The sequence below is a fragment of the Pseudoalteromonas sp. XMcav2-N genome (genome assembly GCF_024124545.1).
Lineage (GTDB): Bacteria > Pseudomonadota > Gammaproteobacteria > Enterobacterales > Alteromonadaceae > Pseudoalteromonas.
Window position 1 is genome coordinate 196,279 of record NZ_JAMXSF010000005.1, and the last position, 26,349, is coordinate 222,627.

The window sequence follows — 26,349 nt, forward strand, 5'->3', positions numbered from 1 at the left end:
GCTATTGCAGCACCTGGAGCTGTTGATGAATACGCTCTACTATAGCGCGCACCCCGTTGCCGCGAGACGGACTCAGGTGCTTGATCAGCCCCAGCTTATCAAACAGCTCATAGGCATCAAGCTTACCTGCTTCTTGCGGTAACTGGTTGTTATAACACGCAAGAATAATTGCCAGTAAACCTTTAACAATGCGGGTGTCAGAATCTGCAATAATGACCAGGCGTTGCTGTTGCTCATCCAGGTCAAGATGTAACCAGACTTTGCTTTCACAACCTTTCACCAACGCAGCATCCGTTTTAAGCGCATCCGGCATAGCCGGAAGTGCCTTGCCCAGAAGCATGATTTCGCGATACTTGCCTTGCCAGGCGCCGTGCTGCGCCAAGGTGTGCTCTATGTGTGATAAGTCCATAATTACTCTTCTAATAAACTGATGGTGTCTTTCAGTGCAACAATAAACCGACGGATGTCTTGTTGGTTGTTGTAAAACGCCAGGCTGACACGAATGGTGCCTTCAATGCCCAGATGTGCCATCAAAGGTTGTGTGCAGTGGTGGCCGCTTCTGGCAGCAATACCATGGGTATTGAGTAAGGTCGCCAGATCGTAATGGTGCTCGTTTTTGTAGCTAAAACTGACAGTGCCGACGTTGTTAGCGGTATCGCCCCAAATCCGGATCCCGTCAATTTCGTTTAGTTGCTGAAGCAGGCTTTGATACAGTGATTGTTCATGCCGGAATAATGCGTCATGATCTTGTGCTGCCAGGTAATCAAGGGCTGCGCCAAAGCCGATAACACCGGCAATATTAGGTGTGCCGGGCTCAAATTTTTCAGGCGCCGGGCGAAAGGTGGTGCCACTAAAACTGACAGTGTCTATCATTTCGCCACCGCTTTGATAAACGGGCAGGGCATTGAGCAACTCATAGCGACCATACAGGCCACCCAAACCGGTTGGACCTAGTGCCTTATGTGCAGAAAACACATAAAAATCGCAATCAAGTTGCTGCAGATCCGGGCGCAAATGCAATAAAGATTGAGCGCCGTCTACCACAGTAACCGTGCCTGAGCTTTTACTGCGCGCTATCAGCGCTGCCACATCATTGATATTGCCCAGCGCATTCGAGGCATGGCAAATACTCATTACTTTGGGTTTTAATTTTTCTATCAGCGCTTTAGCTTGTTCAAGCTGGAGAATACCTTGTGCATCGACGGGCAATAACTCAATACGTGCACCTGTGCGCTGCGCCGCGAGTTGCCAGGGTACGATATTGGCGTGATGCTCCAAAGGAGACAACAAGATCACATCATCTTTTTTTAAGCTGTCGCTCAGGCCATACGCAATTAAATTCAAAGAGGCGGTAGCACCACTGGTCCAGACTATCTCCCGGCTTTGCACATTAAGAAATTGCGCTAATTTGGCCCGTACAGCCTCATAGGCCGTAGTTGCCTGCTCACTCAATGTGTGTAAACCTCGGTGTACGTTGGCGTTCTGAGACTGGTAAAAATTCTTTACAGCCTGGATCACCTGATTGGGTTTCTGGGTGGTGGCTGCGGAGTCAAGATAACACAAAGGCTGGTCGTCAACCGAGACCTCAAAGATGGGGAAATCACGCCGAAGTTGTATGCAAGGGTTATCGTTCAAAAGGGTCTCCTACTGCGCCTGAGCAGGCGGATTCTACCGGATTTATATGGGCTTGCAAGTCTGCCTGAAGACCTGGCACAAAAAAGGGCTGCCAATGGCAACCCTTTTCAAAGTGTCAGTTAAGCGATGCTTATCTGTCACCTTCTTTTTTGTAGTCACGTGCCGTGTAGCCAGTGTACAACTGACGTGGACGACCAATCTTGTGGCCAGGCTGAGACAGCATTTCGTTCCAGTGTGAGATCCAGCCAACAGTACGAGACATAGCGAAAATCACAGTGAACATGCTGGTCGGAATACCGATAGCCTTCAGGATGATACCTGAGTAGAAATCAACATTCGGGTACAGCTTCTTCTCAACGAAGTACGGGTCTTCCAGTGCGATCTGCTCAAGCTTCATTGCAACGTCAAGCAATGGATCCTGAATGTTCAGCTCTTTCAGAACTTCGTGACAAGTTTGACGCATTACGGTCGCACGCGGATCGAAGTTTTTGTATACGCGGTGACCAAAACCCATCAGACGGAACGGGTCGTTCTTGTCTTTTGCTTTTGCAACGTATTCGTCGATACGGTCAACAGTACCAATTTCTTCCAGCATGTTCAGACACGCTTCGTTTGCACCACCGTGCGCAGGACCCCATAGTGACGCGATACCCGCTGCGATACATGCATAAGGATTAGCGCCTGAAGAACCAGCAAGACGTACCGTTGAAGTAGACGCGTTTTGCTCATGGTCTGCGTGTAGCATGAAGATACGGTCCATTGCTTTAGCCAGTACAGGGTTAACCTTGTACTCTTCAGCAGGGACTGAGAACATCATGTGCAGGAAGTTTTCTGCGTAGCTCAGGTCGTTACGTGGGTAAACGAACGGCTGGCCTGTGTTGTACTTGTACGCCATCGCAGCAATGGTAGGCAGTTTAGCAACCAGTTTGATTGCACAACGCATACGCTGATCTGCGTCTGAGATGTCCAGGTCGTCGTGATAGAACGAAGACAATGCACCAACCACACCACACAGCATCGCCATTGGGTGAGAATCAACGCGGAAGCCCTGGAAGAACGAAGCAATTTTCTCATGCAGCATAGTGTTGTGCGTGATGTTCTTTGCAAATTCTTCAAGTTGCGCATCGTCTGGTAATTCACCGTTCAGAAGCAGGTAGCACAGCTCAATGTAGTTAGATTGCTCTGCTAATTGCTCGATTGGGTAACCACGGTGTAGTAGTACACCCTTTGCACCATCGATATAAGTAATAGATGATTCGCAAGAGCCAGTCGACATAAAACCAGGGTCGTATGTGAAGAAGCCGTGAGCGCCAAGTGTGCGGACGTCGACTACGTCCTGGCCAGCAGTGCCAGAGTAGATCGGGAGTTCGATCGGATCATGACCATCGATATGGACTGTGGCTTTCTTATCTGCCATCTATTTATCTCCTATGAAATAACAATATTCTGATTGTTATGTTGTGATACTAATGTTAAGCAAATTCAGATCATTCTAACTTAAAATAGGGGTGGAAAGTCAATTTTTCTGAGAATTATGCAGAAATGTATGATAAATATTCTACGCCGTTTAAATATTATACCATCGGCTAATTCGCAAGCGTCTCAATCTAAACAAGAATTGTAAAAGGCCGCTCGGCCTTATATACTATCTACGGTTTTATACCGTGTCGTCTGTGGGTAAACCTATTTTTACATTGGCATTTTCACAAAGTGAACCGCTCAGTGTTTAAACAGGTATATCTAGAGTGTGCCATTTGTGCAACCAGCGCAAGTGGTTTTATAAAAACAAGTAGATGAGCTCCTTTGTGAGCAAGATGGGCAAGTAACTGTGAAAAAGCAAAGACCTGTAAATCTAGATCTTACGACTATATCTATGCCACCTACGGCAAAAGCGTCGATTTTGCACCGTATCACCGGTGTTGCGTTATTCTTCGCATTGACCTTTGTCATTTGGGCGTGGTCTGAGTCTCTTTCTTCTCCTGAAGGGTTTGAATTTGTTAAAGAGCTAATGACTGGCTTTATTGCAAAATTCATTGCGTGGGGCACCCTGACTGTATTGTCTTACCACATCATTGGTGGCGTACGTCACATGATCCAAGACATGGGTCACTGGGAAGAATTAGAATCGGGCAACACCAGTGCAAAAATCGCATTGGCGCTGTGGGTAATCGTAGCCATTCTGGCAGGAGTGTGGATATGGTCTTAAATCAAGCAACTCTGAAGCGCGACGGTGTGCAAGACTATGTGTCATTGCGCGCGACTGCACTAATCATCCTGGCTTATTCGGTATTTATCGTTGGCTATTTTCTGCTAACGCCCGAAATCAGCTATGAAGCCTGGACAGGTTTATTCTCAAACCTGGCTGTTAAAGCGGCAACTTTCATCACACTGGTATGCATCATGGTCCACACTCGCATTGGCTTGTGGCAGGTTCTGACGGACTACGTTAAGTGTTCAACGATGCGTTCTGTGCTGGGCTTTGTACTTAATCTGATGGCACTGGCGTATGTTGCTGTTGGCCTGTTTGTATTGTGGGGTGTTTAAGTGAAATATAATGTTCGTGAATTTGACGCTGTTGTAGTTGGCGCCGGTGGTGCTGGCATGCGTGCAGCGCTTGCGATTTCTGAGTCAGGCAAAACTTGTGCATTGATCTCTAAAGTATTCCCGACACGTTCTCATACGGTATCTGCACAGGGTGGTATCACAGTTGCGCTGGGTAACTCCCACGAAGACAACTGGGAATGGCACATGTACGACACGGTAAAGGGTTCTGATTACATTGGTGACCAGGATGCCATCGAGTACATGACCAAGACGGGTCCTGAGGCAATCACTGAACTTGAAAACATGGGTCTGCCTTTCTCTCGTTTCGAGAACGGCCGTGTTTATCAGCGTCCTTTCGGTGGTCAGTCTAAGAATTTTGGTGGTGAGCAGGCTGCACGTACGGCAGCAGCGGCAGACCGTACAGGTCACGCATTGCTACACTGCTTGTACCAGCAAAACGTTAAGAACAAAACAAACGTTTTCTCTGAGTGGTACGCACTTGATTTGGTTAAAAACGACAAAGGCGACGTAGTCGGTGTAACTGCAATCGATATCGAAAGCGGCGAAGTTGTTTACTTCAAGTCTAAAGCGGTTGTTTTGGCAACCGGTGGTGCAGGTCGTATCTACGCATCAACCACTAACGCACACATCAATACTGGTGACGGTGTTGGTATGGCGGTTCGCGCTGGCATCTCTATGCAGGACATGGAAATGTGGCAGTTCCACCCAACCGGTATCGCGGGTGCGGGTACGCTGGTAACTGAAGGTTGTCGTGGTGAAGGTGGATACCTTCTTAATAAAGACGGCGAGCGTTTCATGGAACGTTATGCGCCTAACGCGAAAGACCTTGCGGGTCGTGACGTTGTTGCGCGTGCAATGATGACCGAAATCCGTGAAGGCCGTGGTTGTGAAGGCCCTTGGGGTACTCACATTAAGCTTAAGCTTGACCACCTTGGTGAAGAAATGCTTAACCTGCGTCTGCCTGGCGTATGTGACTTGTCAAAGACATTCGCACACGTTGACCCGGCTAAAGAGCCAATCCCGGTTATCCCAACCTGTCACTACATGATGGGTGGTGTACCGACCAACGTTAATGGTCAGGTACTAAACGTGAATGAAAACGGCGAAGAGCGCATCATTGAAGGTCTGTTCGCGGTTGGTGAAATCGCGTGTGTATCTGTACACGGTGCAAACCGTCTGGGTGGTAACTCACTGCTTGACCTGGTTGTATTCGGTCGTGCGGCAGGTAACTTCCTGGGTACTTACCTGCAAGGCTTCGAGTCTACAGGTGATGCATCTTCTGACGACGTTGAGCAGGCATTTGCACGCTTCAACCGTTGGGAGTCTTCAGAGAAAGGCAAAGGCGAAGATCCGGTTCAGATCAAGAAAGATCTACAAGAATGTATGCAGCTTAACTTCTCGGTATTCCGTGAAGGTGATGCGATGGCAGATGGTCTTAAAGAACTTAAAGAGATCCGTGAGCGTCTTAAGTTTGCGCGTCTTGACGACAAGTCTACTGAGTTCAACACCCAGCGTATCGAGTGCTTAGAGCTTGATAACCTGATGGAAACAGCTTATTCAACAGCCGTTGCAGCTAACTTCCGTACAGAAAGCCGTGGTGCGCACTCGCGCTTTGACTTCCCTGAGCGTGACGACGAGAACTGGCTGTGCCACTCTCTGCATCACCCAGAGTCAGACACGATGACTAAGCGTGAAGTAAACTTTGCGCCTAAGACTCGTGAAGCATTCCCACCGAAAGCACGTACATACTAGGAGCTAAGCGATGGCAACTTTAGAATTATCTGTTTATCGTTACAACCCTGACGTAGATTCAGCACCTCGTATGCAAGATTACAAGCTGGAGGTTGAAGAAGGTCGTGACATGATGGTGCTAGATGCACTGTTAATGTTGAAAGAACAAGATCCAACACTGTCTTTCCGTCGTTCATGCCGTGAAGGTGTGTGTGGTTCAGACGGTGTAAACATGAATGGTAAGAACGGTCTGGCTTGTATCACTCCTTTATCTGCATTGCAAAAAGGTGGCAAAGGCAAGATCATCGTTCGTCCATTACCGGGTCTGCCAGTGATCCGTGACCTGGTTATCGACATGAGCCAGTTCTACACTCAGTACGAGAAGGTAAAACCTTACCTGATCAACGACAAGCCAACCGGCGGTGAAGAGCGTCTTCAAAGCATTGAAGAGCGTGACAAACTGGATGGTCTGTACGAGTGTATTCTGTGTGCATGTTGTTCAACGTCATGTCCGTCGTTCTGGTGGAACCCAGATAAATTTATCGGTCCTGCGGGCCTTCTTCACGCGTATCGTTTCCTGGCTGACAGCCGTGATACTGCGACAGAAGAGCGTCTTGCTGACCTTGACGACGCGTTCAGCGTCTTCCGCTGTCACAGTATCATGAACTGTGTAAGCGTTTGTCCGAAAGGCTTGAATCCTACTAAGGCGATCGGACACATTAAATCTATGTTGTTAAATCGTTCGGTTTAATACATATTTAAATCTACAGATGGCATGCTCAGCATGCCATCTTGTTTTCGTTTAAGTTTCTGCGCTAGAAAAAGGGCTAATAAATGCACGAAGGTGTGATGAAGGCATGGCTGGAATCTTCGCACTTATACGGCGGCAACGTTGCATATGTTGAAGATTTATATGAGGCGTATCTTGATGATGCGGCTTCAGTGCCAGAAGAATGGCGAGAAGTGTTTGATCAACTGCCAAAGGTAGAAGGCGTTGACGTTGATGTTAAGCATTCGGAGATCAAGTCTCAGTTTGCTGACCTTGCTAAAAACAAACACAGAGAAGTAATCGTTTCTGCAGAAGGTGCGGCAGATGCAAAACAGGTTCGTGTTTTGCAGCTTATTAATGCATTCAGATTCAGAGGTCACCAAAACGCAAACCTGGATCCTTTGGGTCTATGGCAGCGTGATCGAGTTCGCGAACTCGACCTGGCCTATCATGATTTAGATAATGCCGACCTGGAAAAAGAATATAACGTTGGCTCTTTTGCTTCAGGCCAAGAGACAATGAAGTTAAAAGACTTATACAACGCACTGAAAACCACTTACTGTGGCTCTGTTGGTGCCGAGTATATGCACATTACTTCAACAGAAGAAAAACGTTGGTTACAGCAACGCATCGAATCTACCTTCGCACAGCCTAAATTCAACAAAGAAACTAAGCTTCGCATTCTAAAAGGCCTGACCGCTGCTGATGGTCTGGAAAAATATTTAGGTGCTAAATTCCCAGGCGCAAAACGTTTCTCACTGGAAGGCGGTGATGCACTGGTTCCTATGCTGAAAGAGCTGGTACATCGTGCCGGTGAAAGTGGCCAGGAAGAAGTGGTCATTGGTATGGCGCACCGTGGTCGTCTGAACGTATTGGTCAACGTACTGGGTAAAAACCCACAAGTACTGTTTGACGAGTTCGCGGGCAAATACGGCGAATCAGCTGGCTCTGGTGACGTAAAATACCACATGGGTTACTCTTCAGACTTCGCAACGCAGGGCGGCAACGTTCACATGGCGCTGGCGTTTAACCCGTCACACCTTGAGATCGTTAACCCTGTGGTTATGGGGTCGGTGCGTGCACGTCTTGACCGTCTTAACTGTAAGAGCGGTTCTAAAGCACTTCCTATCACTATTCACGGTGACTCAGCCATCGCCGGCCAGGGCGTAGTACAAGAGACATTCAACATGTCTCAGACGCGTGCTTATGGTGTGGGTGGTTCAATCCGCATCGTGGTGAACAACCAGGTTGGTTTCACGACCTCAAACCAGGAAGACACGCGTTCAACAGAGTACTGTACTGACATCGCTAAGATGGTTCAGGCGCCAATTTTCCACGTTAACGCGGATGACCCGGAAGCGGTTGCGTTCGTGACGCAAGTTGCCCTTGATTTCCGTAACAAGTTTAAGCGCGATGTAGTAATCGACTTGGTTTGTTACCGTCGTCATGGCCACAACGAAGCCGATGAGCCAAATGCAACTCAGCCTCTGATGTATCAGAAAATCAAGAAGCACCCGGTACCACGTCAGATTTATGCTGACAGATTGGTCGCAGAAGGCGCTTTGAGTGCTGATGAAGCGAAAACGCTGGCAGATGACTACCGTAACGGTCTGGATAAAGGTCAGATCGTGGTTGAAGAAATTCAACCTGAGACCAAGCACTCTTCAGACTGGTCTAAGTACGTTGGTCACGACTGGGATACCGATTACGAGGCAAGTGTTCCAGTTGAAAAGCTGAAAGAGTTAAGCGAAAAAATTTCGACTTACCCGGCTGATCACAAAGCACAGTCGCGCGTTAAGAAAATCTACGACGACCGTAAGACCATGGCCAGTGGCGAGAAGCTACTTGACTGGGGTATGGCAGAAACGCTTGCTTATGCAACCTTGGTAGATCAGGGTACAGACATTCGTCTGACTGGTCAGGATTCAGGTCGTGGTACTTTCTTCCACCGTCATGCGGTTGTTCACAACCAGGCTGATGCTTCAACTTACCTGCCGTTGCAAAACGTTCGTGACGATCAGGGTCTGTTTGAAGTATATGACTCAGTATTGTCTGAAGAAGCAGTACTGGCGTTCGAATACGGTTACGCAACTGCTGAGCCAACTTCATTGGTACTGTGGGAAGCACAATTTGGTGACTTCGCTAACGGTGCCCAGGTAGTATTCGACCAATTCCTGAGCTCAGGTGAACAAAAGTGGGGCCGTCTGTGTGGTCTGACTTTATTACTGCCACATGGCTACGAAGGTCAGGGTCCAGAGCACAGCTCAGCGCGTCTTGAGCGTTACCTGCAACTGTGTGCAGACCACAACATGCAAGTGTGTGTACCAAGTACGCCAGCACAGGTTTATGCTATGTTACGTCGTCAGTCAGTACGTCCTCTGCGTCGTCCACTGATTGTTATGACACCAAAATCTTTACTTCGTCATCCTCTGGCTGTATCCAGCCTGGAAGAGTTGTCTGAAGGTGTTTTCCACAACATGATCGACGAGATTGACGACATCAATCCTGAAAACGTCGAGCGCGTTGTGTTCTGTAGCGGTAAAGTGTACTACGAATTGCTACAGGAGCGTCGCAAGCAAGAGCTGAATAACGTCGCTATCGTTCGTGTGGAGCAGCTATATCCGTTCCCGCACAAAGAGATGGACGAGATCATGGCTCGCTACCAGCACGTTAAAGACTTCGTATGGTGTCAGGAAGAGCCTCAAAACCAAGGTGCCTGGTACTGTTCACAACACCATTTCTGGGAAGCTATCCCAAGTGGTGCGAAGTTGACTTACGCCGGTCGTAAAGCTGCAGCAGCGCCTGCATGTGGCTATATGTCGACCCATACAAAAGAACAAAATGCGTTGATTGCTGACGCTTTAACTATTAAGAAATAAGGAATTAGAGATGACGACCGAAATTAAGGTTCCTGTTCTTCCTGAATCTGTTGCCGATGCAACAGTGGCCACATGGCACGTAAGCGTTGGTGACAAAGTAAGCCGTGACCAAAACCTGGTAGATATCGAAACTGACAAAGTAGTTTTAGAAGTCGTTGCACCTGAAGACGGTGTTATTGTCGCTATCTCTGAAGAAGAGGGCGCAACGGTTCTTGGTGAGCAAGTTATCGCACAGCTGGGCGCGTCAGATGCCGCTCCAGCGCAATCAAATGAACAAACAGCAGCGCCAGCAGCGGCGCCAGCAGCAGAAGGTAAAGAAGTGGACATTAAAGTACCTGTACTTCCTGAATCAGTAGCAGACGCTACAGTTGCAACTTGGCATGTACAACCAGGTGAAGCGGTAAGCCGTGACCAGAACCTGGTAGACATTGAAACAGACAAAGTTGTGCTTGAAGTTGTTGCACCTGAAGACGGTGTAATGGGCGAGCAACTGCACGCAGAAGGTGAAACCGTTCTGGGTGAGCAAGTAATTGGTAAACTGGTTGCCGGTGGTGCACCAGCAGCGGCGCCAGCTGCACAGGCAGACGCAGCACCTGCAAGCGATGACAATGCAGACGTGCTAACGCCATCTGTACGTCGTCTGATTGCTGAAAAAGGTCTTGATGCTTCACAAATCAAAGGCACTGGCAAAGGTGGTCGCATCACTAAAGAAGATGTTGATGCATTCCTTAAAGCACCAGCGGCAAAACCGGCAGCTGCGCCAGCGGCAGCAGCTCCTGCGGCACCAATGGGCGACCGTACTCAGAAGCGCGTTCCTATGACTCGTCTGCGTAAGACAATCGCGAACCGCCTGCTTGAAGCGAAGAACTCAACAGCAATGCTGACAACCTTCAACGAAGTAAACATGAAGCCTATCATGGACCTTCGTAAGCAGTACAAAGATGTATTCGAAGAGCGCCACGGTATCCGTCTTGGTTTCATGTCTTTCTACGTGAAAGCGGTTACAGAAGCACTGAAGCGTTTCCCTGAAGTAAACGCGTCTATCGACGGCGATGACATTGTTTACCACAACTACTTCGACATCAGCATCGCAGTATCTACACCACGTGGTCTGGTAACACCTGTACTACGTGACTGTGACAAGCTGTCTGTTGCTGAAATCGAAAAAGGTATCCGTGAGCTGGCACTTAAAGGTCGTGACGGTAAGCTGACTGTTGACGACATGACTGGTGGTAACTTCACTATCACTAACGGTGGTGTATTTGGTTCACTACTGTCTACGCCTATCATCAACTTGCCACAGTCTTCAATCCTGGGCATGCACAAAATCCAGGAGCGTCCAATGGCAGTCAATGGCAAGGTTGAGATCTTGCCTATGATGTACCTGGCGCTGTCTTACGATCACCGTCAAATCGATGGTAAAGAGTCGGTTGGCTTCCTGGTTACAATTAAGGAACTTCTTGAAGATCCAACGCGTCTGCTTCTGGACGTTTAATCATCTAGATTAAAGATTAAGCTGTATGTGAGCATAATGTCCGCATACAGCTTTTTTTTTGCGCCATTAGTCTTACTGGGGTTTTCATACAAGGCCTTGAGATCTATACTATGGGCGCAATTTGGGATAGCTGATTATTTGCATAAATATTCAGCTTTTTTAGTATAAAAAATTGGATAAAGCATCATGAATTTGCATGAGTATCAGGCAAAACAACTTTTTGCCGAATATGGTTTACCTGTATCAGATGGTTACGCTTGTGACACGCCTCAAGAGGCAGTTGAAGCTGCTGGTAAAATCGGTGGTGACAAGTGGGTTGTAAAATGTCAAGTACACGCTGGCGGCCGTGGTAAAGCGGGCGGTGTAAAACTGGCAGACAGCAAAGACGAGATCCGCGCATTTGCTGAAAACTGGTTAGGCAAAAACCTGGTAACCTACCAAACTGACGAGAAAGGTCAGCCAGTTGCTAAAATCTTAGTAGAAAGCTGCACTGATATTGCAAATGAGCTATACCTGGGTGCTGTTGTTGACCGTGCTTCACGTAAAATCGTGTTCATGGCATCAACTGAAGGTGGTGTTGAGATCGAAGAAGTTGCTCACAACACACCAGAACTAATTCACAAAGCTGAGATCGATCCACTAGTCGGTCCTCAGGCTTACCAAGGTCGTGAGCTTGCGTTCAAACTAAATCTGAACCCAACTCAAGTTAAGCAGTTCACTAAGATCTTCATGGGTCTTGCTGACATGTTCATCAACCACGACTTTGCACTACTAGAGATCAACCCTCTGGTAATCACTGACGAAGGCAACCTGCACTGTCTTGACGGCAAGATCGGTGTAGACGGCAACGCATTGTTCCGTCAGCCTAAGATCCGTGAATTCCACGATCCTTCACAAGAAGATGCGCGTGAAGCTCACGCAGCAAGCTTCGAGCTGAACTACGTTGCGCTAGACGGTAATGTAGGTTGTATGGTTAACGGTGCTGGCCTGGCGATGGGTACTATGGACATCGTAAACCTGCACGGCGGTAAGCCAGCTAACTTCCTTGACGTAGGTGGCGGCGCGACTAAAGAGCGTGTATCTGAAGCGTTCAAGATCATCCTGTCTGATGACAACGTTAAAGCTGTACTAGTTAACATCTTCGGCGGTATCGTTCGTTGTGACATGATCGCAGAAGGTATCATCGGTGCGGTTAAAGAAGTTGGCGTAAACGTACCAGTAGTTGTACGTCTTGAAGGTACTAATGCTGAAGCGGGTCGTGAAGTACTAGCTAACTCTGGCCTTGACATCATTGCAGCTGAGTCTCTAACTGACGCTGCTGAGAAAGTAGTTGCTGCTGCGGAGGGCAAATAATGTCTGTACTAATTAACAAAGATACTAAAGTAATCTGTCAGGGTTTCACTGGTGGCCAGGGTACTTTCCACTCTGAGCAAGCTATCCAGTACGGTACGCAAATGGTTGGTGGTGTTTCTCCTGGTAAAGGCGGCACAACTCACCTGGGTCTGCCAGTATTCAACACTGTACGTGAAGCGGTAGAGTCTACTGGTGCAACTGCATCTGTAATCTACGTACCAGCTGCATTCTGTAAAGACGCTATCCTTGAAGCGATCGACGCAGGTATCGAGCTTATCGTATGTATCACTGAAGGCATCCCTACACTAGATATGGTTGATGTTAAAGTGAAGCTGGAAGAAACTGGCGTTCGCATGATTGGTCCTAACTGTCCTGGTGTTATCACTCCGGGCGAGTGTAAGATCGGTATCATGCCTGGTCACATCCACCTTCCTGGTAAAGTAGGCATCGTATCTCGTTCAGGTACTTTGACTTATGAAGCGGTTAAGCAAACCACTGACGCTGGCTTCGGTCAGTCTACTTGTGTAGGTATCGGTGGTGACCCAATCCCAGGCACTAACTTCATCGACGTACTGGAAATGTTCCAGAACGATCCTAAGACTGAAGCAATCGTAATGATTGGTGAAATCGGTGGTACGGCTGAAGAAGAAGCGGCAGAATACATCAAGCACAACGTGACTAAACCAGTTGTTTCTTACATTGCAGGTGTTACAGCGCCTCCAGGTAAGCGCATGGGTCACGCTGGTGCAATCATCGCAGGCGGTAAAGGTACAGCTGACGAGAAGTTCGCTGCACTTGAAGCTGCTGGCGTTAAGACCGTTCGCTCACTGGCTGAGATCGGTTCTGCACTAAAAGAAAAAGCAGGCTGGTAATCACTTTACCTGTACTGTAAAAAAGGCGCCTCAGGGCGCCTTTTTTGATCCTGCTATCATATCCTCTAAGCCGTTAACCTCGATGATGAATACTTGAGAATCTTGCCTGAATTTGGAGGTATTTTCGGGTTAGCCAGCAACTATTTTGTCAAGTGTGCAGGTCGTTAACGGGGAGGTTGCATTCATCAAGAGATAAACACGTGTCATTTATGGGGAATGTGTTGAATGTGAGTGAAGCGGGGGAGAGGGCCCCCGCTGAAGAAGCTTAATCCTGATAGCTGATATGCTGGAAGAAGCGCACAATAACGTCTTGCTTCTCAGGGTTAATAGGCAGCTTGCCGGTTAAACGGCGGATCATGGTTTCGGCGTTGTTCATAAACTTGCCGTAGCCCACGTCTTTTTTATCTTTGTCGCTGGCAACCACCACAAAGTGCATGGTATCGCACAGGTGTTCGCCTTCCCAGATAGAACGGACCTGACCAGCGGGAGCGGATGTATCAAAGCTCAGCTTTTGCAACTCACGATTGGCGTCTGACTTATCAATCTGACTGCTTCTGACCAACGGCTGACGGCCATCGGCAACAAAGCCAACATGGGTCAGTTGCAGTTGATCGCACAAAGTTAAAAAGCTGTCTTCAATGCTACGATAAAACTGAGTGTAATCTCCAGGGCGCATCTGACTTTGATACTCGGTCTTGATAGCGCGGGTAATAGGGATAGAGAAAGACACATAGCTCATCTCAGAGTGCTGCTCTGGCAATGTGCAGTTGCGAGCCTGATAGCGCGGATATAGGCTACGCAGTTTATAGCCGTAACTTTCTCTGTGGCCTTTTACTTTAGCGAAAATGTCATAGGTCAGATGCTGATGGTCACGCACTTTATAAGACAAGCCTTGCTGTTCATATTGTTCTTTAAGGTCGTCCAGTGCTTTTTTCACTTTGCTGTGGAAACTGGCGGCATTGGCACGCAGCTCATCGCCGGTGGCCAGGAACAATAAGCGAATTTTTCGGGCTTTATGGCTCGCCTCATAATGTATCTTGTGACCTTCGTGATACTTTGGATTGTAAAAAAACAGGATCTGCTTATCCGTTTGCAGGCTATGTGCTTCATCGTGATAGCGCACGATGGGCAGCTTGTCGTTAGCAATGACGTGAACGTTAAATAATTCGTGCTCGTCGCAGATGGCAAACAACTTTCGGGCCAGGCGTTGGTAGCAGCTTTCCACATCATCAAAACAATCGAAGAATGCGTCACTGGGTTTGAACTCAGCCAGAATATAATGGTTGTTACGTGCGTTGGTTGGAATATAAACGCGGTGAAGATTCATTGATGCCATAGGTTTTTCCTTGCGATACCTCTGTTGTTGACACCTATGATAGAGCGAGCGTGTGACGAATATATTGCGCTAGAACAAAATTTGTCATAAAAATGACGCGTCTTATTGCCTTTGATTTGGCTGTTTTATGCCCAGGTTTACACAATTGCAAGGTAAATCTGTTTTCGCCTTAGTTTTACGCTGTTCGTTGCGCTAACTTTTTGTAATAATGCCTCAGTTAACTGGTACTAAATTTTCAGAGGAATGAGTTCCTATGGCGGAAGCAGAAAATCGCCCAACAAATTTTATAACAAATATCATTGATGCGGATTTGGCCAGCGGTAAGCATGGCGGTACGCACACGCGCTTTCCACCAGAGCCGAACGGCTACTTACATATAGGCCATGCTAAGTCTATTTGTCTGAACTTTGGCATCGCCCGCGATTACCAGGGTCTGTGTAACCTGCGCTTTGACGATACGAACCCGGAAAAAGAAGATCTGGATTACGTTAATTCGATTAAAGAAGACGTGCAGTGGCTGGGCTTTAACTGGGATGGTGAGATCTGCTATTCGTCTAACTATTTCGACAAGCTATACGAGTATGCGGTAGAGCTGATCAATAAAGGCCTTGCCTATGTGTGCTTCCTGTCGCCAGAGCAGGCGCGTGAATACCGTGGCACTTTGACTGAGCCGGGCAAAAACAGCCCGCATCGCGATACTTCACCAGAAGAAAACCTGGCGCTGTTCGAAAAAATGAAGAACGGCGAGTTTAAAGAAGGCGAGTGTGTACTGCGTGCTAAGATAGACATGGCCAGCTCATTCATGGTGCTGCGCGATCCTATCATTTATCGTATTCGTTTTGCTCACCACCACCAGACCGGTGACAAGTGGTGCATTTACCCAATGTACGACTTTACCCACTGTATTTCGGATGCACTGGAAGGGATCACCCATTCACTGTGTACGCTGGAGTTCCAGGATAACCGCCGTTTGTACGACTGGGTACTGGACAATATCAGCCTTGAGTGTCATCCACAACAGATCGAGTTCTCTCGCCTGAACCTGGAATACACTGTGATGTCAAAGCGTAAGCTGAATGACCTGGTGGTGAACGGTCAGGTAGAAGGCTGGGATGATCCGCGCATGCCAACTATTGCTGGATTGCGTCGTCGTGGTTATACCCCTGCGTCTATCCGTGAATTCTGTAAGCGCATTGGTATTACCAAGCAAGACAATATGGTTGAAATGGGCATGCTGGAAGCCTGTATCCGTGACGACCTGAATGAAAACGCACCGCGTGCAATGGCAGTACTTGATCCGGTTAAAATCGTGATTGAAAACTATGACGCCGAGCAGGTAGAGATGCTTGACGCACCTAACCACCCAACGCTGGATATGGGCTCACGTCAGTTGCCATTTACTCGCGAAATCTACATTGAGCGTGATGACTTCCGAGTTGAAGCGAACAAGAAGTTTAAGCGTTTGGTACTGGGCAAAGAGGTACGTTTGCGTAATGCCTATGTGATTAAAGCCGAGCGCGTTGAAGAAGACGATGCGGGTAACATCACTACGATTTACTGTACATACGACGCCGATACTTTAGGTAAAAACCCGGCTGATGGTCGTAAAGTGAAAGGCGTTATCCATTGGGTATCAGCAAGCCACTGCATTGACGCAGAAGTACGTCAGTACGATCGTTTGTTCAATGTACCAAACCCGGCAGCGGCGGAAGACTTCGCGACTACGCTGAATCCAGATTCACTGGAAATCATCGCCAATGCTAAGCTGGAGCCGTCTCTGGCAGACGCTGCACCAGAGCAGGGTTTCCAGTTCGAGCGTTTGGGTTACTACTGTCGTGATAACAAGCGCGACACATTGACCTTCAACCAAACAGTTGGTCTGCGTGATTCCTGGGCAAAAATTGAAAACGCCTAACACGCACAATAAATAAAAAGGTCGGCTTATGTCGGCCTTTTTTAATTAGCATGCCCGATCTTCAGAATTGATTTGATAATTTGCATTAGAAACACTGAATACCCGTAAACGGACAGGCACATGACAGAAAAGTCGATCCATAATTTTTACATCAATGAACAGCAGTCGGTGTATTTGCTCTCCCATAAAGACGCAAAAAAACACCGTCAGTGGCTCAACATCTGTCAAAAACAGCTGACTATGCTGGGCTATCATGATGTGGAAGTGATCGGATCCGGCGCATTCGGATTTGTATTTGCAGGGATCGATGAGCAGGGCAAAGAGTGGGTGTTTAAGTTTTCCCGCATTACCCTGGCGCAGAGTGTACGCGACCGGCTGGAAGACGAAGCCTATATGCTGTCGCAGATTAAAAATCCCATGGTCCCCGAGTTTTACGCTTTTGAACGGGCAAAAAAGCAGGGGATCCTGATGATGGCCCGTGCCAAAGGCCAGGATCTCGAACAATGGTCGCTTAAACGTGGTCGCTTTAAACCTCATGAGCTGGTGCATCTGGCCAATAAACTCAGAAGTGTACTGGTTGATTTACGCGACCGCAAAAATGGCATGTCTCCTCAGCCTGTGGTGCATGGCGATATTAAACCGTCTAATATTGTCTGGGATGAAGCAACAGACAGCTTTTCGCTGGTTGACTGGGGCAGTTCAGTGTATGCGCAGCTGGACGCCCATGGCGAGCCCGTTGCCAGTAATATTATGGATCTTATGTCATCGGACATCAGCAGTACCAATGCCCGGATGGGCGATGTGTACTTTATTGGCGATGAGCAAATGTCGGGCGCGCGCTCTTCGCCGCGCTTTGACGAGCAGGGCGTGGCATCCACTATTTATGCACTGGCCAGCGCTCAGTCCTGCCGTTTTGGTGCCGCTGTAATTCCTGCAACCAGCTTGGGGCTGCCGCAGGCATTTGCCAAAATGATAGATGCAATGCTGAGTAAAGATAAAACCACCCGAGATCAGGCTGGCGACTACTTTATGCGTAATATGCCGGCCATGGCGCGCATGTATCTGCCCGAACTAAAAACACCGCCTCGCAAAGCCAGCATCCCTTTCTGGTTTAATGAGATCGACGAAGAGCCAGATACGGTGGTTTACAGCTCTCGTAAACAATTTTTACGCCGGGCCGATCATAACCAGCAACTGCTGGATGTGAACGATGCTCAGCTTGACCGCTACTATAAAGAGTTTCTGTTCGACACCGGCGACAGTGAGAAAGCGTTTCTGGCATCCATCAGCCGACTGGCAAAATATCCGGTAGTAGGTGGTCTGAGCTTTCACTGGAAAGACGCCTCTTTGTTTGTGGAGTCCAGCCTGGTACTGCACGATGAATCTTTGCAAAGTGCTTTTACGGATGCCGTAAACGCCACCGTGATGCTGGCGCAGGGGATAGAGCAAAAGGGCCTGTTTAAATGCTGCCTGTTTGATGCCAGACAGACTATACAACTCCAGCGTGACGGCACTGGCGCGTTTATTTTTGATCAGGTTCCTGAGCTGCAATACACGGTATCGGACATTGGCACCAGTGAAATCGCGCGGCCGCACTCTTACTTTGAAGATGGTAAAGACCCTGACGAGCAACTGCAATTACCACGACAGATAGTGCAGTGCGTGTTTGAGCTTAACCAGATCCACCATACCGGTTGTATCATCTTTGAATCGCTCAACGACCGCCTTAAAATTCACCATTACTACTGCCTGCTGGATGCCAGCAAAGAGCGGGAGTTTAAAACTCTGCTGACCCGCATTATGCAGTACGCTATGAGCATTCAGGACTTCGGTGTGGCAGGTTTTATGAAACTGCCTTACAAAAATACCCGTGAATTTGCGCTATGTGCCCGCCAGCCAGACCATTTTTATCCCAAAGATCCGAAAGCTGCAGAAACTCAAAGTGAATCATCTACGACTAAGATATAACAAAACGCACGTTGCACATCCGCCCGTCCTCCGCCAAGATAAATAGCTTACAACCGGAGGGAAACATGGATCAGGAAACACGCCGAGAGCTGCTCAAACTAAGCTGGAGCATGCATGACGAAGTAGAGCAGGCCATTTTACAAGACAGCGCCAAACAGGGCGACGACAACTGGACAGAAAAGCAAAAACTGCTTTTGGCAGACATGTCGCTGCATCTGCTGCAAACTGCGCTCAAGCCCAATGGCCTCAGCCAGGAAAAGCTCAAAAACAACCTCAACGCCATTCTTACGCTCAGCGACGACTTTATCGACGAAGTCGACCTGCGCAAAACCGCCGATGCACTCTATGGGTTGGATAAGTGATCAGGTGCTGATCTTCCAATCAGCATTTAGTCACTTACCCTATTTTATACACTTGCACTTATTAGTCATCCCGGACGTGTGCGAGCCGGGATCTACTTGAATACCACACAGTTGTACCTCGTTACAGGCAAACCTAACAAATAACTCCGTCATCCCGGACGCGTGCGAGCCGGGATCTACTTGAACACCACCCTGCAGTTCCTCGATAAAGACAATCCCGACAAACAGCTTCGACATCCCGGACGCTTGCGAGCTGGGACCTACTTGAACACCACCCAGTAGTTTCTCGATAAAGATAAGCCTAACAAACCGCTCCGTCATCTGGACGCTTGCGAGCCGGGATCTACTTGAACAACATGCAGTAGTTCCTCAATGAAGTCAAACCTGACAAACAACTCCGTCATCCCGGACGCTTGCGAGCCGGGATCTACTTGAACACCACACAGCAGTTCCTCGATAAAGACGAACCCGACAAACAGCTCCGACATCCCGTCTCGAAATCACAACACCTTGCCAAATAGGAAAAAAGTGGGTTTAATGATACGCATATATAATGTTGTTCAGGCAGGGAATCAGCCACGTTGTAGCGGCTTAAATCACAAACGGTTGACAGCAAAAGTTACTCATCAAAAGCAAATCCCCATAGCAAAAACCACATCAGCCGGATACGGCGTGCAGGTAGCGGCCAAGTTCAACAAGCAACTATGCGTACGCATGAATACTAAAGCGTTATGTGACTAAAAGAGTAAGCTCAAAATTTTCAGGTAACTAAGCTGTAACAGAAAGGTAATTTCCGTGTTTAGTATCGGAGTAGCCGTGTGGTGTATTTCTATGCTTGGCTATCAAATAAGTTATGCAGAGCGGGTTATGTCAGGACTAGAGAGTTGCATAATTGAATCGCTCTCACTTTGTGAGAAAGTACTGAGATCGAGCTGTATCGAAGCCTATGGGATGGGTCTGCCAGGTACTATGTTTTAGCAACGGTATTTTTCTGCGTTATATATGGTGCAACCTCTTTTGGAGAGCGAAAGAAAAGATGAAGCAGATGCCATCTCTTAACAAGCGGCTGTTGACCCTAAGCTGGGCTTTGTACTAAGTCGCTACGTGGAGATAGCAGACCTCACCATCTCAGTCACACTTACCTTGGGGATAACCCCAGACGATGAACCGAGAAGAGTGATGAATACATTAATTGATCAAGCTCAATTGGAACTTGCCTATCGAAGCTACGCCAGCAAAACAACAAAGTCCTACTGCGATGCGCTTCAAAAAGTCAGCCATTTCTTTAACAAGCTCCTGGATAAAGTACTTAACGATAAGCTTCATCTGCACTTAAAACAGTGGGTAATGTGACATCTCGCTTACTGAATGAATAGTTCAAACCTTTGATGTCTCGCTTTATAATAAAACGGTACAAAAAAATGATGGCGCACAGCGCTTGATTTTGCGTTGCAGCGCTCACCGCCCGGTTAACGGCCAAGTGGTTGAGAAAACGCTCTATTTCCCTGTTGCCCATCTCATTAGGATGTTTTTTGTCATTGAATAAAATGTAGCCTTTTATCCAGTACAGATAGCTTTTCTCTGTTTTCAGACTGTAGTGCTTGGTCCTGAGCTCAACGCGTACAGACTCCAAAAAAGGTGAATAAGACATCTCTACTCCGAATGCTGTTTATTTATACAGGTATAAGTGAATACGGCTATTTATCAAGTCAAATTTCTCGTTTTCTCCGCGCTTTCAAGTCTCGTTTATGCCGCTTGCCTTGTTAACCCATTGAAATTTATTGTGTTAGCCGTTTTACATAACGAGACCCCAAGTCTCGCTATGAACAAGGCTCGGTTTCAACAAAGCCATTCTGGCTTGAGCAATGAGAGCAATGGTGGTAGGTTGTTGTTCTTATTATGAATAAAATAATTTAGCTGTGGAACTGTATGGTTTTAGGAACTGGGTTTAACCGGTATTCACGCTAATAAGCTGTTATGACTAATTTAGGCTCGAGGTAAGGATGAGTTATTCACTGATGTTTAGTATTCCAGGTATTCCGGAGTCAGATGAGGATGCGTGGGATGAATTTGATGAAAGAGAAGAAGCGAATGAGGAAAATGAATTAGCTCCTCATCCTTTGATGCAAGATTTGATAAATCAATTGACTAAACGGTATCCTTGCATTTGTACGCTTCCAGATGAAGAAATTGATGGCGGTTTGTGGGCTGATGGGCCTATTGAAAACAATATCGTTGGTGATCTACTCATATTGGCAATAGTGTTTTCAAAAGTAGAGGAAGCTCTTCCTTTTATTGCAGAAACTGCCAAAAATGTAGGTGTGGTATTTTACGACCCACAAACTGAAAAAATATTCAGGTCATAACAAGCAATTAAACAGGGATAAAAAACTTGCGGGCTATTCGCTTCGCTCAATTTTAGCCCACAATTTTTTACCCGTTAATCGGGCGTTAGCTATACCGTAAGGTGATTGAGTAATGGAAGAACTGTTAAGTAGTTTAGATAAGTTAGTAGTTGAACATAAGCTTGAGTCGCTAGCTTTTGAAGGCGCTAAGGCATGGGCTGCATCAGAAGACTTTGATATAGACAATTCTATAACTTCTCAATTTAAGTACGATTTTCATGCTCATAAACTTTGTTTTAAACATGAGTTTCGACCAACACCATACATAGAGACTTACCTAAATATTGAGCTCGATGACTTGGAAGTGGGTTATTACTGTTGGGTTTCTGATTTAAATGGTGAGGTAATTGACGATATGTTAGTTATAACTGATAACGAGTTAAAGAGTAGCTAACAAATTACTCAAAAGGACGCAAAACGCTTGGCTTGCACTCCTTCGTCGCTAATTTTAGCCAAGCATTATGCGCCCATTAGTAAGGCGTTATGAGTCAACACGAATTTAGGCATGACGCATCCTGACGATATTGATTTCTTTTACTTTCTTGAAAACCATGGGTGGAGTACCTGTGTTGTCTTTATTAATGGAAAAATGTATGAAATGGGGCCGACTCATATATTTGAGAACCCTATTGAAATTTTACTTAGTAGCATGATTGACCTGCTAAATGGAGCTGATTCTGTAGATTTTCAGTGGCAGGATGAACCAGGTGAGTATAACTGGTCTATAAGGCGTAACCCTGAACAGAAGCATAAAGTGCAAATCTCTATTACAGGTTGTACTCAGGTTAATACTTTCAAAGATCCCAAGATCGAAGACTTAAGTTTTGAAGTGAAACTTAAGCTGTTCTCTATTTGTGTACTACGACAAATGGAAAAAATTAGGGATATGATGCAAGAAAAGAGCTTTAATGAGAATCGTGAAGGAGATTTCCCTTACGAATTATTTAAAAAGTACAAACAGCTACATGAGCGAGTATACTCATAACAAACGCATTAAAAACGACGCCAAATACTCCAGTTGCTTTGTGTTTCCGCTTCGCTCCAACTTAACATAAGCAACTTCCGTATTCGGCTCGTTTTATGCGGGCGTTAAGTTACTAAGAGTCATTGTTATGAAATTTGTTGTTCCGTTGTTATTTTCGATTTTAATAATTGGTTGTAAAACCAGCCCTGCTGTTTACAAAAGCTCTTCCATCAACACTAACGAACTTGGTCACATTAAACAAAAAGCTAATGGAAACCTATACTCAGGTGTTCGCGCTGTGTATACGTTGCCAGATGAAGTTGAAGTGGTTAGCACTTCTTTTTGGGGAATTACCAACCATTTGCACGTCAAACTAGAACCAGGAAAATACAAAATCGTGGTTTGGTGTCGTGTCGGTGGACATCCAGGTAACGATGTTGATGTAATCCTAGATGTTGAGCCATCTAAAGTATATGACATGGTTTGCTATCCAGAAGCAAACTCGAGAAAGCACTATGCAGTATTTGAAGAAAGGGAATAGCTAATTCGTAACTTAACAAAGCCATCAAGCATAAGGACGCAAAAAGCTTGGCTTGCGCTCCTTCGTCGCTAATTTTAGCCAAGCATTTTCCGCCGCTTATGGCGGCGTTATGTGCTTGGAGGAAAAATGGGTAATTTGGAGCAACTGGCGACTGAATTTAGAGATGCTATCGAAAAGCTAATCGCGAGTGATACTTCAATTTCAACATATGGTTTCAAAGCTAGGTTTCCACATGGACAGTGCTTGAACAGCTCCCAAATGTTGGCTACTTATCTGAAAGACAAAGGAATTGAAGACGTTTCAGTTATTTCTGGCACGATAGGGAATATGGATAGTCATGCTTGGGTTACAGTAAAAGACCTGATTGTTGACATTACAGCCGATCAGTTTGAAGACTATGCATATCCTAAGGCGTTTGTAGCAACTGAATCTAATCTGCATTCAGCTTATTCTAGTGAGCCAGCTATGTTTCAGGATATGGATCTTGAGTTGTCAGGAACATACTGGAAAGTGCTAAGGTATTTATAATCAAATACGCACATAACAAAGCGTTTAAGGCAGATTCGCAACGCTCGGCATTTTCAGTCTAAGTCGAGTTTTGGTGTTTACGGCGTACTGGTTTAGAGTACGTGGTAGCGCTGCTCACTACTTAACGCGGCGTTATGAGTCTTCGGAGGTTGAGTGGTTGTATTCATAAAAAGTAATTACCTTTTTCTTCTTGCATCTTTAGCAACTTTTGTTTCTTTTACTTGGTTTTTGTTAGCTCCAGATTTTGAGCCAGTAGTAACATCTCTTCTAGGTCTAATAACATCTGTTAGTCTTCGACCAAAAGATTGGATGCTTGTTAGAAGTCGATCTATTCGACAAGATCTCCCTGAACAGTTTTACAACGACAAGCTAGAAACGAAAGCTGGGTTTATTATTGATAATGTTGTTCCTCTTAATGAGGATAAAAATCAATTTAAATTTGGTTGGGGTAAAGGATCTTTAGAGCATAAGGACAAGTCTGTCGAATTTGAAGTCCCTAAACCATCTTTTTCCAAATCAGAATACCGTGAAAAAGTTAAAGTCAGAGTCGTTATGTCTACTTTGCACAACACATACGGAGAGGGGCAGCATTACTTGTATGTTTATATTCCTGATAAGGCACCAGTTTGTTTTTATCAGTTCGAAGGCATCTGTGCTGAAATCACTGTCGTTGACATAGATAATGATGGTTTTCCTGAATTAATTGTCGGCTATAAATGCGGTGCTCATAGTGAAGGCATTAGAGTATTTAAGTTTGATAAACAGCTTAACTTCTATTTTGTTGAAGGTTCTGACATCGGTAGTGACTTCCCTTTGATTACGTGGGGTAGAACTCCAAATGGCTCATTTTTTATTAATTCGTATAGCCGAAACTGGGAAGCAGACAGGGAAAAATACCACTCTGTTTATGAAAAATATATTGTGAAAAGTTCTCAATTTATTTTAGATTCAACTTCTAAAGTTAGATGGAAAGACTCATAACAAGCGCATCAAAAATGACGTCAAACGCTTGGCTGGCGCTCATTCTTCGCTAATTTTAGCCAAGCATTATCCGCATTTTATGCGGGCGTTAGGCTCGAGGTGTCCTTTGCATGAATCGAGATTTTGACATCGATGCTGGCATTCTATTTGTTCAAGAAGAGAATGAGCTGGATCTGCATAATGACTTCAACTTTATTGGACTTAATTATTCGATAGAGCATCGAACTGTCACTTTAGAATGGCGGCGCTTAGAAGAGGAGTGGGTTTCCGAGGCCGTACCGAAGTCATTGAGAATTGTTCTTGCTGAAGTTGAAGAATTCAGGTTTATACCACGCGATTCGGAAATGCCATTCTCGGAGGATGACTGCATCAGTTCCATTGGCTATTGGGTGGATGAAGAGTGGGCTCAAGGTGTAGTCGTTTTGGATGGGAGTAACCCCCCAGAGCCAGAATGGCCTTTGGCCGTAGAGTTTATGTCAGGGGCGGTTGTTGTTGTTCAGGCTTCACGTGCAAATGGTATAGTCAGAGCCTAACAAACGGCTCCAAGCGACAACCACCCGCCACGTCATTTGTGCCAATGGCGCGAGCGCCAATTTTGGCACAAATCCCGCTCTGGCTGGTTGCGCCTGAGTCGGGCGTTAGGTGAACAATGGATAATCAAGCTAAGGCGCTAGCTGCAATATAAGGAAGCCTCGGGTGTAACTCCCCCATAAACTACAACAGTTCTTGAGTAGAATTTCCATTAACTAAAGAAGGAAGTTTTTCGATGAGAAAAAGCAAGTTCACCGAATCACAAATTGTTGCCATGATCAATGAAGCTGAATCGGGTGTATCGGTTCCAGATCTGTGCCGACAACACGGAATTGGACAAAGTACATTTTATAAATGGCGCTCCAAATATGGCGGCATGGAAGCCTCGGGTGTAAAACGGCTAAAAGAACTTGAAGAAGAAAATCGCAAGCTCAAGGATATGTTTGCAACACTAAGCCTGAAGCACACGATGCTTGAGGAAATCGTTGCAAAAAAGCTGTGAGCACAAGCAGGCGCAGAGCCTGGGTTAAACATTTCCTTGAGCAGTTTGGGGTAAGTGTGGCACTTGCTTGTGAGGTTGCAGGACTAAATCGAAGTGTCTATTACTACACGCACAAACGGCCACCTGATGATGAGGTAATCGATGCATTGCTGTTGCTTGTAGAGCGTCACCCTCGCTGGGGTTTGTCTAAGCTGTTTAAACAGCTGCGGCGTCAGGGAAAACATGGAACAAGAAGCGTGTTGAACGAGTTTACAATATGCTAAAGCTCAACTTGAGGCGAAAAGGAAAGCGCCGTGTTCCTACTCGTAGCCTAGAGCCATTGAGTACGCCGGAAAAGCACAATGATTCTTGGTCCATGGATTTCATGAGCGACGCTTTAAGCTTTGGACATCGCTTCAGGACATTAAATATTATTGATGATTACAATCGGCAGGTACTGGCCATCGAAGTTGACACCAGCTTGACCAAAGAGCGAGTTATTAGAACGCTTGAACGAGTGATTGCCTAGCGAGGAAAACCGTCGTAAATAAGGGCTGATAATGGACCTGAATTTACGTCCAGCTTATTCGAAAGTTGGGCTCAGAGCAAGATATAAAGCTAGAATTTATCCAGCCTGGTAGTCCTTATCAAAACGGTTTTGTGCAGCGTTTTAATCGTAGCTATCGAGAAGAAGTATTAGATTTATATCTGTTCGATTCACTACAACAAATACGGTAAATTACGGGTGAATGGTTAGAAATTTACAATTATGAAAGGCCTCACGATGCGCTGGAAGACATGACTCCAGTTGGCTACCTTGAGGCTGCATAATTCTACTATTGAGCTGTACTAGGTTGGGTGGAGTTACAAATACATCAGGTGTATTTCATCTATCGCCTTCATAATGTCGAGCGCTTCCTGCTATTCACCCTTGGGTTGCAATAGGCAGAAGCGCAGCTAAATTCTGGGCCCATTTCTGTCTTATCTTCCCTGTACCTATAGCTGTAATAAGGTGTAATTGATCTTTATTAGCACCGT

23 protein-coding genes and 1 pseudogene are annotated in these 26,349 nt (G+C 46.3%); 19 read left to right on the forward strand and 5 right to left on the reverse strand.

Features of this window, described 5'->3' with window-relative positions; genetic code table 11:
• Position 1 precedes the first annotated feature (1 nt).
• The 3 genes from NH568_RS08880 to NH568_RS08890 all read right to left on the reverse strand — a co-directional run bounded on the left by NH568_RS08880 (position 2) and on the right by NH568_RS08890 (position 3,052).
• Entirely contained in the window at positions 2-409 is a 408-nt protein-coding gene (locus NH568_RS08880; RefSeq protein WP_253046311.1) for a SufE family protein, read from the reverse strand.
• Positions 410-411: 2 nt separating this feature from the next.
• The gene (locus tag NH568_RS08885) at positions 412-1,635 is read right to left on the reverse strand and encodes a cysteine desulfurase (RefSeq protein WP_253046312.1); all 1,224 of its coding nucleotides are present in this window, start codon (positions 1,633-1,635) and stop codon (positions 412-414) included.
• Between the two features lie 130 nt (positions 1,636-1,765).
• Positions 1,766-3,052, reverse strand: coding sequence for a citrate synthase (locus NH568_RS08890; RefSeq protein ID WP_046003811.1), 1,287 nt, complete (start codon positions 3,050-3,052; stop codon positions 1,766-1,768).
• Between the two features lie 411 nt (positions 3,053-3,463).
• Between NH568_RS08890 and sdhC the strand changes: the two genes are divergently transcribed.
• The 8 genes from sdhC to sucD all read left to right on the forward strand — a co-directional run bounded on the left by sdhC (position 3,464) and on the right by sucD (position 13,299).
• Positions 3,464-3,841, forward strand: coding sequence for a succinate dehydrogenase, cytochrome b556 subunit (sdhC, locus tag NH568_RS08895; protein WP_082225568.1), 378 nt, complete (start codon positions 3,464-3,466; stop codon positions 3,839-3,841).
• Positions 3,832-4,179 (forward strand): succinate dehydrogenase, hydrophobic membrane anchor protein, encoded by a 348-nt coding sequence (sdhD, locus tag NH568_RS08900; RefSeq protein ID WP_046003812.1) that lies wholly within the window; start codon positions 3,832-3,834, stop codon positions 4,177-4,179. Before sdhC ends, sdhD begins: the two co-directional genes overlap by 10 nt.
• On the forward strand, positions 4,180-5,952 hold the full coding sequence (sdhA, locus tag NH568_RS08905) for a succinate dehydrogenase flavoprotein subunit (protein WP_010381483.1): 1,773 nt from the start codon (positions 4,180-4,182) through the stop codon (positions 5,950-5,952).
• A gap of 10 nt (positions 5,953-5,962) precedes the next feature.
• A complete protein-coding gene (locus NH568_RS08910) occupies positions 5,963-6,682 on the forward strand; it encodes a succinate dehydrogenase iron-sulfur subunit (protein WP_046003813.1) in 720 nt (239 codons plus the stop codon).
• An 83-nt stretch (positions 6,683-6,765) separates the two neighbouring features.
• Entirely contained in the window at positions 6,766-9,579 is a 2,814-nt protein-coding gene (locus NH568_RS08915; protein ID WP_253046313.1) for a 2-oxoglutarate dehydrogenase E1 component, read from the forward strand.
• A gap of 10 nt (positions 9,580-9,589) precedes the next feature.
• A complete protein-coding gene (gene odhB / locus NH568_RS08920) occupies positions 9,590-11,074 on the forward strand; it encodes a 2-oxoglutarate dehydrogenase complex dihydrolipoyllysine-residue succinyltransferase (protein WP_253046314.1) in 1,485 nt (494 codons plus the stop codon).
• 186 nt (positions 11,075-11,260) lie between these two features.
• Positions 11,261-12,427, forward strand: coding sequence for an ADP-forming succinate--CoA ligase subunit beta (gene sucC, locus NH568_RS08925; RefSeq protein ID WP_046003816.1), 1,167 nt, complete (start codon positions 11,261-11,263; stop codon positions 12,425-12,427).
• Positions 12,427-13,299, forward strand: coding sequence for a succinate--CoA ligase subunit alpha (gene sucD, locus NH568_RS08930; RefSeq protein WP_010381473.1), 873 nt, complete (start codon positions 12,427-12,429; stop codon positions 13,297-13,299). Before sucC ends, sucD begins: the two co-directional genes overlap by 1 nt.
• 265 nt (positions 13,300-13,564) lie before the next feature.
• Here the strand turns inward: sucD and NH568_RS08935 are convergent, their stop codons facing one another.
• Positions 13,565-14,635, reverse strand: coding sequence for a DUF3083 family protein (locus NH568_RS08935; RefSeq protein ID WP_253046315.1), 1,071 nt, complete (start codon positions 14,633-14,635; stop codon positions 13,565-13,567).
• Positions 14,636-14,888: 253 nt separating this feature from the next.
• Here NH568_RS08935 and glnS point away from each other — a divergent pair, with 253 nt between their 5' ends.
• The 3 genes from glnS (at position 14,889) to NH568_RS08950 (ending at position 18,880) form a co-directional block, all read left to right on the forward strand.
• Positions 14,889-16,550: a glutamine--tRNA ligase gene (glnS, locus tag NH568_RS08940; RefSeq protein WP_253046316.1), complete on the forward strand. Its 1,662-nt coding sequence runs from the start codon at positions 14,889-14,891 to the stop codon at positions 16,548-16,550.
• Positions 16,551-16,670: 120 nt separating this feature from the next.
• Positions 16,671-18,518 carry a serine/threonine protein kinase gene (locus NH568_RS08945; RefSeq protein ID WP_253046317.1) on the forward strand — a complete coding sequence of 616 codons (1,848 nt, stop codon included), beginning with the start codon at positions 16,671-16,673 and terminating at the stop codon, positions 18,516-18,518.
• A 65-nt stretch (positions 18,519-18,583) separates the two neighbouring features.
• Positions 18,584-18,880: a hypothetical protein gene (locus NH568_RS08950; protein ID WP_138546745.1), complete on the forward strand. Its 297-nt coding sequence runs from the start codon at positions 18,584-18,586 to the stop codon at positions 18,878-18,880.
• 1,309 nt (positions 18,881-20,189) lie between these two features.
• Here NH568_RS08950 and NH568_RS08955 read toward each other — a convergent pair.
• Entirely contained in the window at positions 20,190-20,531 is a 342-nt protein-coding gene (locus NH568_RS08955; RefSeq protein WP_253046318.1) for a phage integrase N-terminal SAM-like domain-containing protein, read from the reverse strand.
• A 352-nt stretch (positions 20,532-20,883) separates the two neighbouring features.
• Here NH568_RS08955 and NH568_RS08960 point away from each other — a divergent pair, with 352 nt between their 5' ends.
• The 8 genes and pseudogenes from NH568_RS08960 to NH568_RS08995 all read left to right on the forward strand — a co-directional run bounded on the left by NH568_RS08960 (position 20,884) and on the right by NH568_RS08995 (position 26,142).
• The gene (locus NH568_RS08960) at positions 20,884-21,246 is read left to right on the forward strand and encodes a hypothetical protein (RefSeq protein WP_253046319.1); all 363 of its coding nucleotides are present in this window, start codon (positions 20,884-20,886) and stop codon (positions 21,244-21,246) included.
• Between the two features lie 112 nt (positions 21,247-21,358).
• Positions 21,359-21,679 (forward strand): hypothetical protein, encoded by a 321-nt coding sequence (locus NH568_RS08965; protein WP_253046320.1) that lies wholly within the window; start codon positions 21,359-21,361, stop codon positions 21,677-21,679.
• Positions 21,680-21,790: 111 nt separating this feature from the next.
• The gene (locus NH568_RS08970; protein ID WP_253046321.1) at positions 21,791-22,270 is read left to right on the forward strand and encodes a hypothetical protein; all 480 of its coding nucleotides are present in this window, start codon (positions 21,791-21,793) and stop codon (positions 22,268-22,270) included.
• A gap of 127 nt (positions 22,271-22,397) precedes the next feature.
• Entirely contained in the window at positions 22,398-22,790 is a 393-nt protein-coding gene (locus NH568_RS08975) for a hypothetical protein (RefSeq protein ID WP_253046322.1), read from the forward strand.
• A 126-nt stretch (positions 22,791-22,916) separates the two neighbouring features.
• Positions 22,917-23,318 carry a hypothetical protein gene (locus NH568_RS08980; RefSeq protein ID WP_253046323.1) on the forward strand — a complete coding sequence of 134 codons (402 nt, stop codon included), beginning with the start codon at positions 22,917-22,919 and terminating at the stop codon, positions 23,316-23,318.
• Positions 23,319-23,471: 153 nt separating this feature from the next.
• Positions 23,472-24,299 carry a hypothetical protein gene (locus tag NH568_RS08985; protein WP_253046324.1) on the forward strand — a complete coding sequence of 276 codons (828 nt, stop codon included), beginning with the start codon at positions 23,472-23,474 and terminating at the stop codon, positions 24,297-24,299.
• A gap of 110 nt (positions 24,300-24,409) precedes the next feature.
• Positions 24,410-24,832, forward strand: coding sequence for a hypothetical protein (locus NH568_RS08990; RefSeq protein WP_253046325.1), 423 nt, complete (start codon positions 24,410-24,412; stop codon positions 24,830-24,832).
• A gap of 233 nt (positions 24,833-25,065) precedes the next feature.
• Positions 25,066-26,142: pseudogene (locus tag NH568_RS08995) on the forward strand (IS3 family transposase).
• Positions 26,143-26,349: the final 207 nt, after the last annotated feature.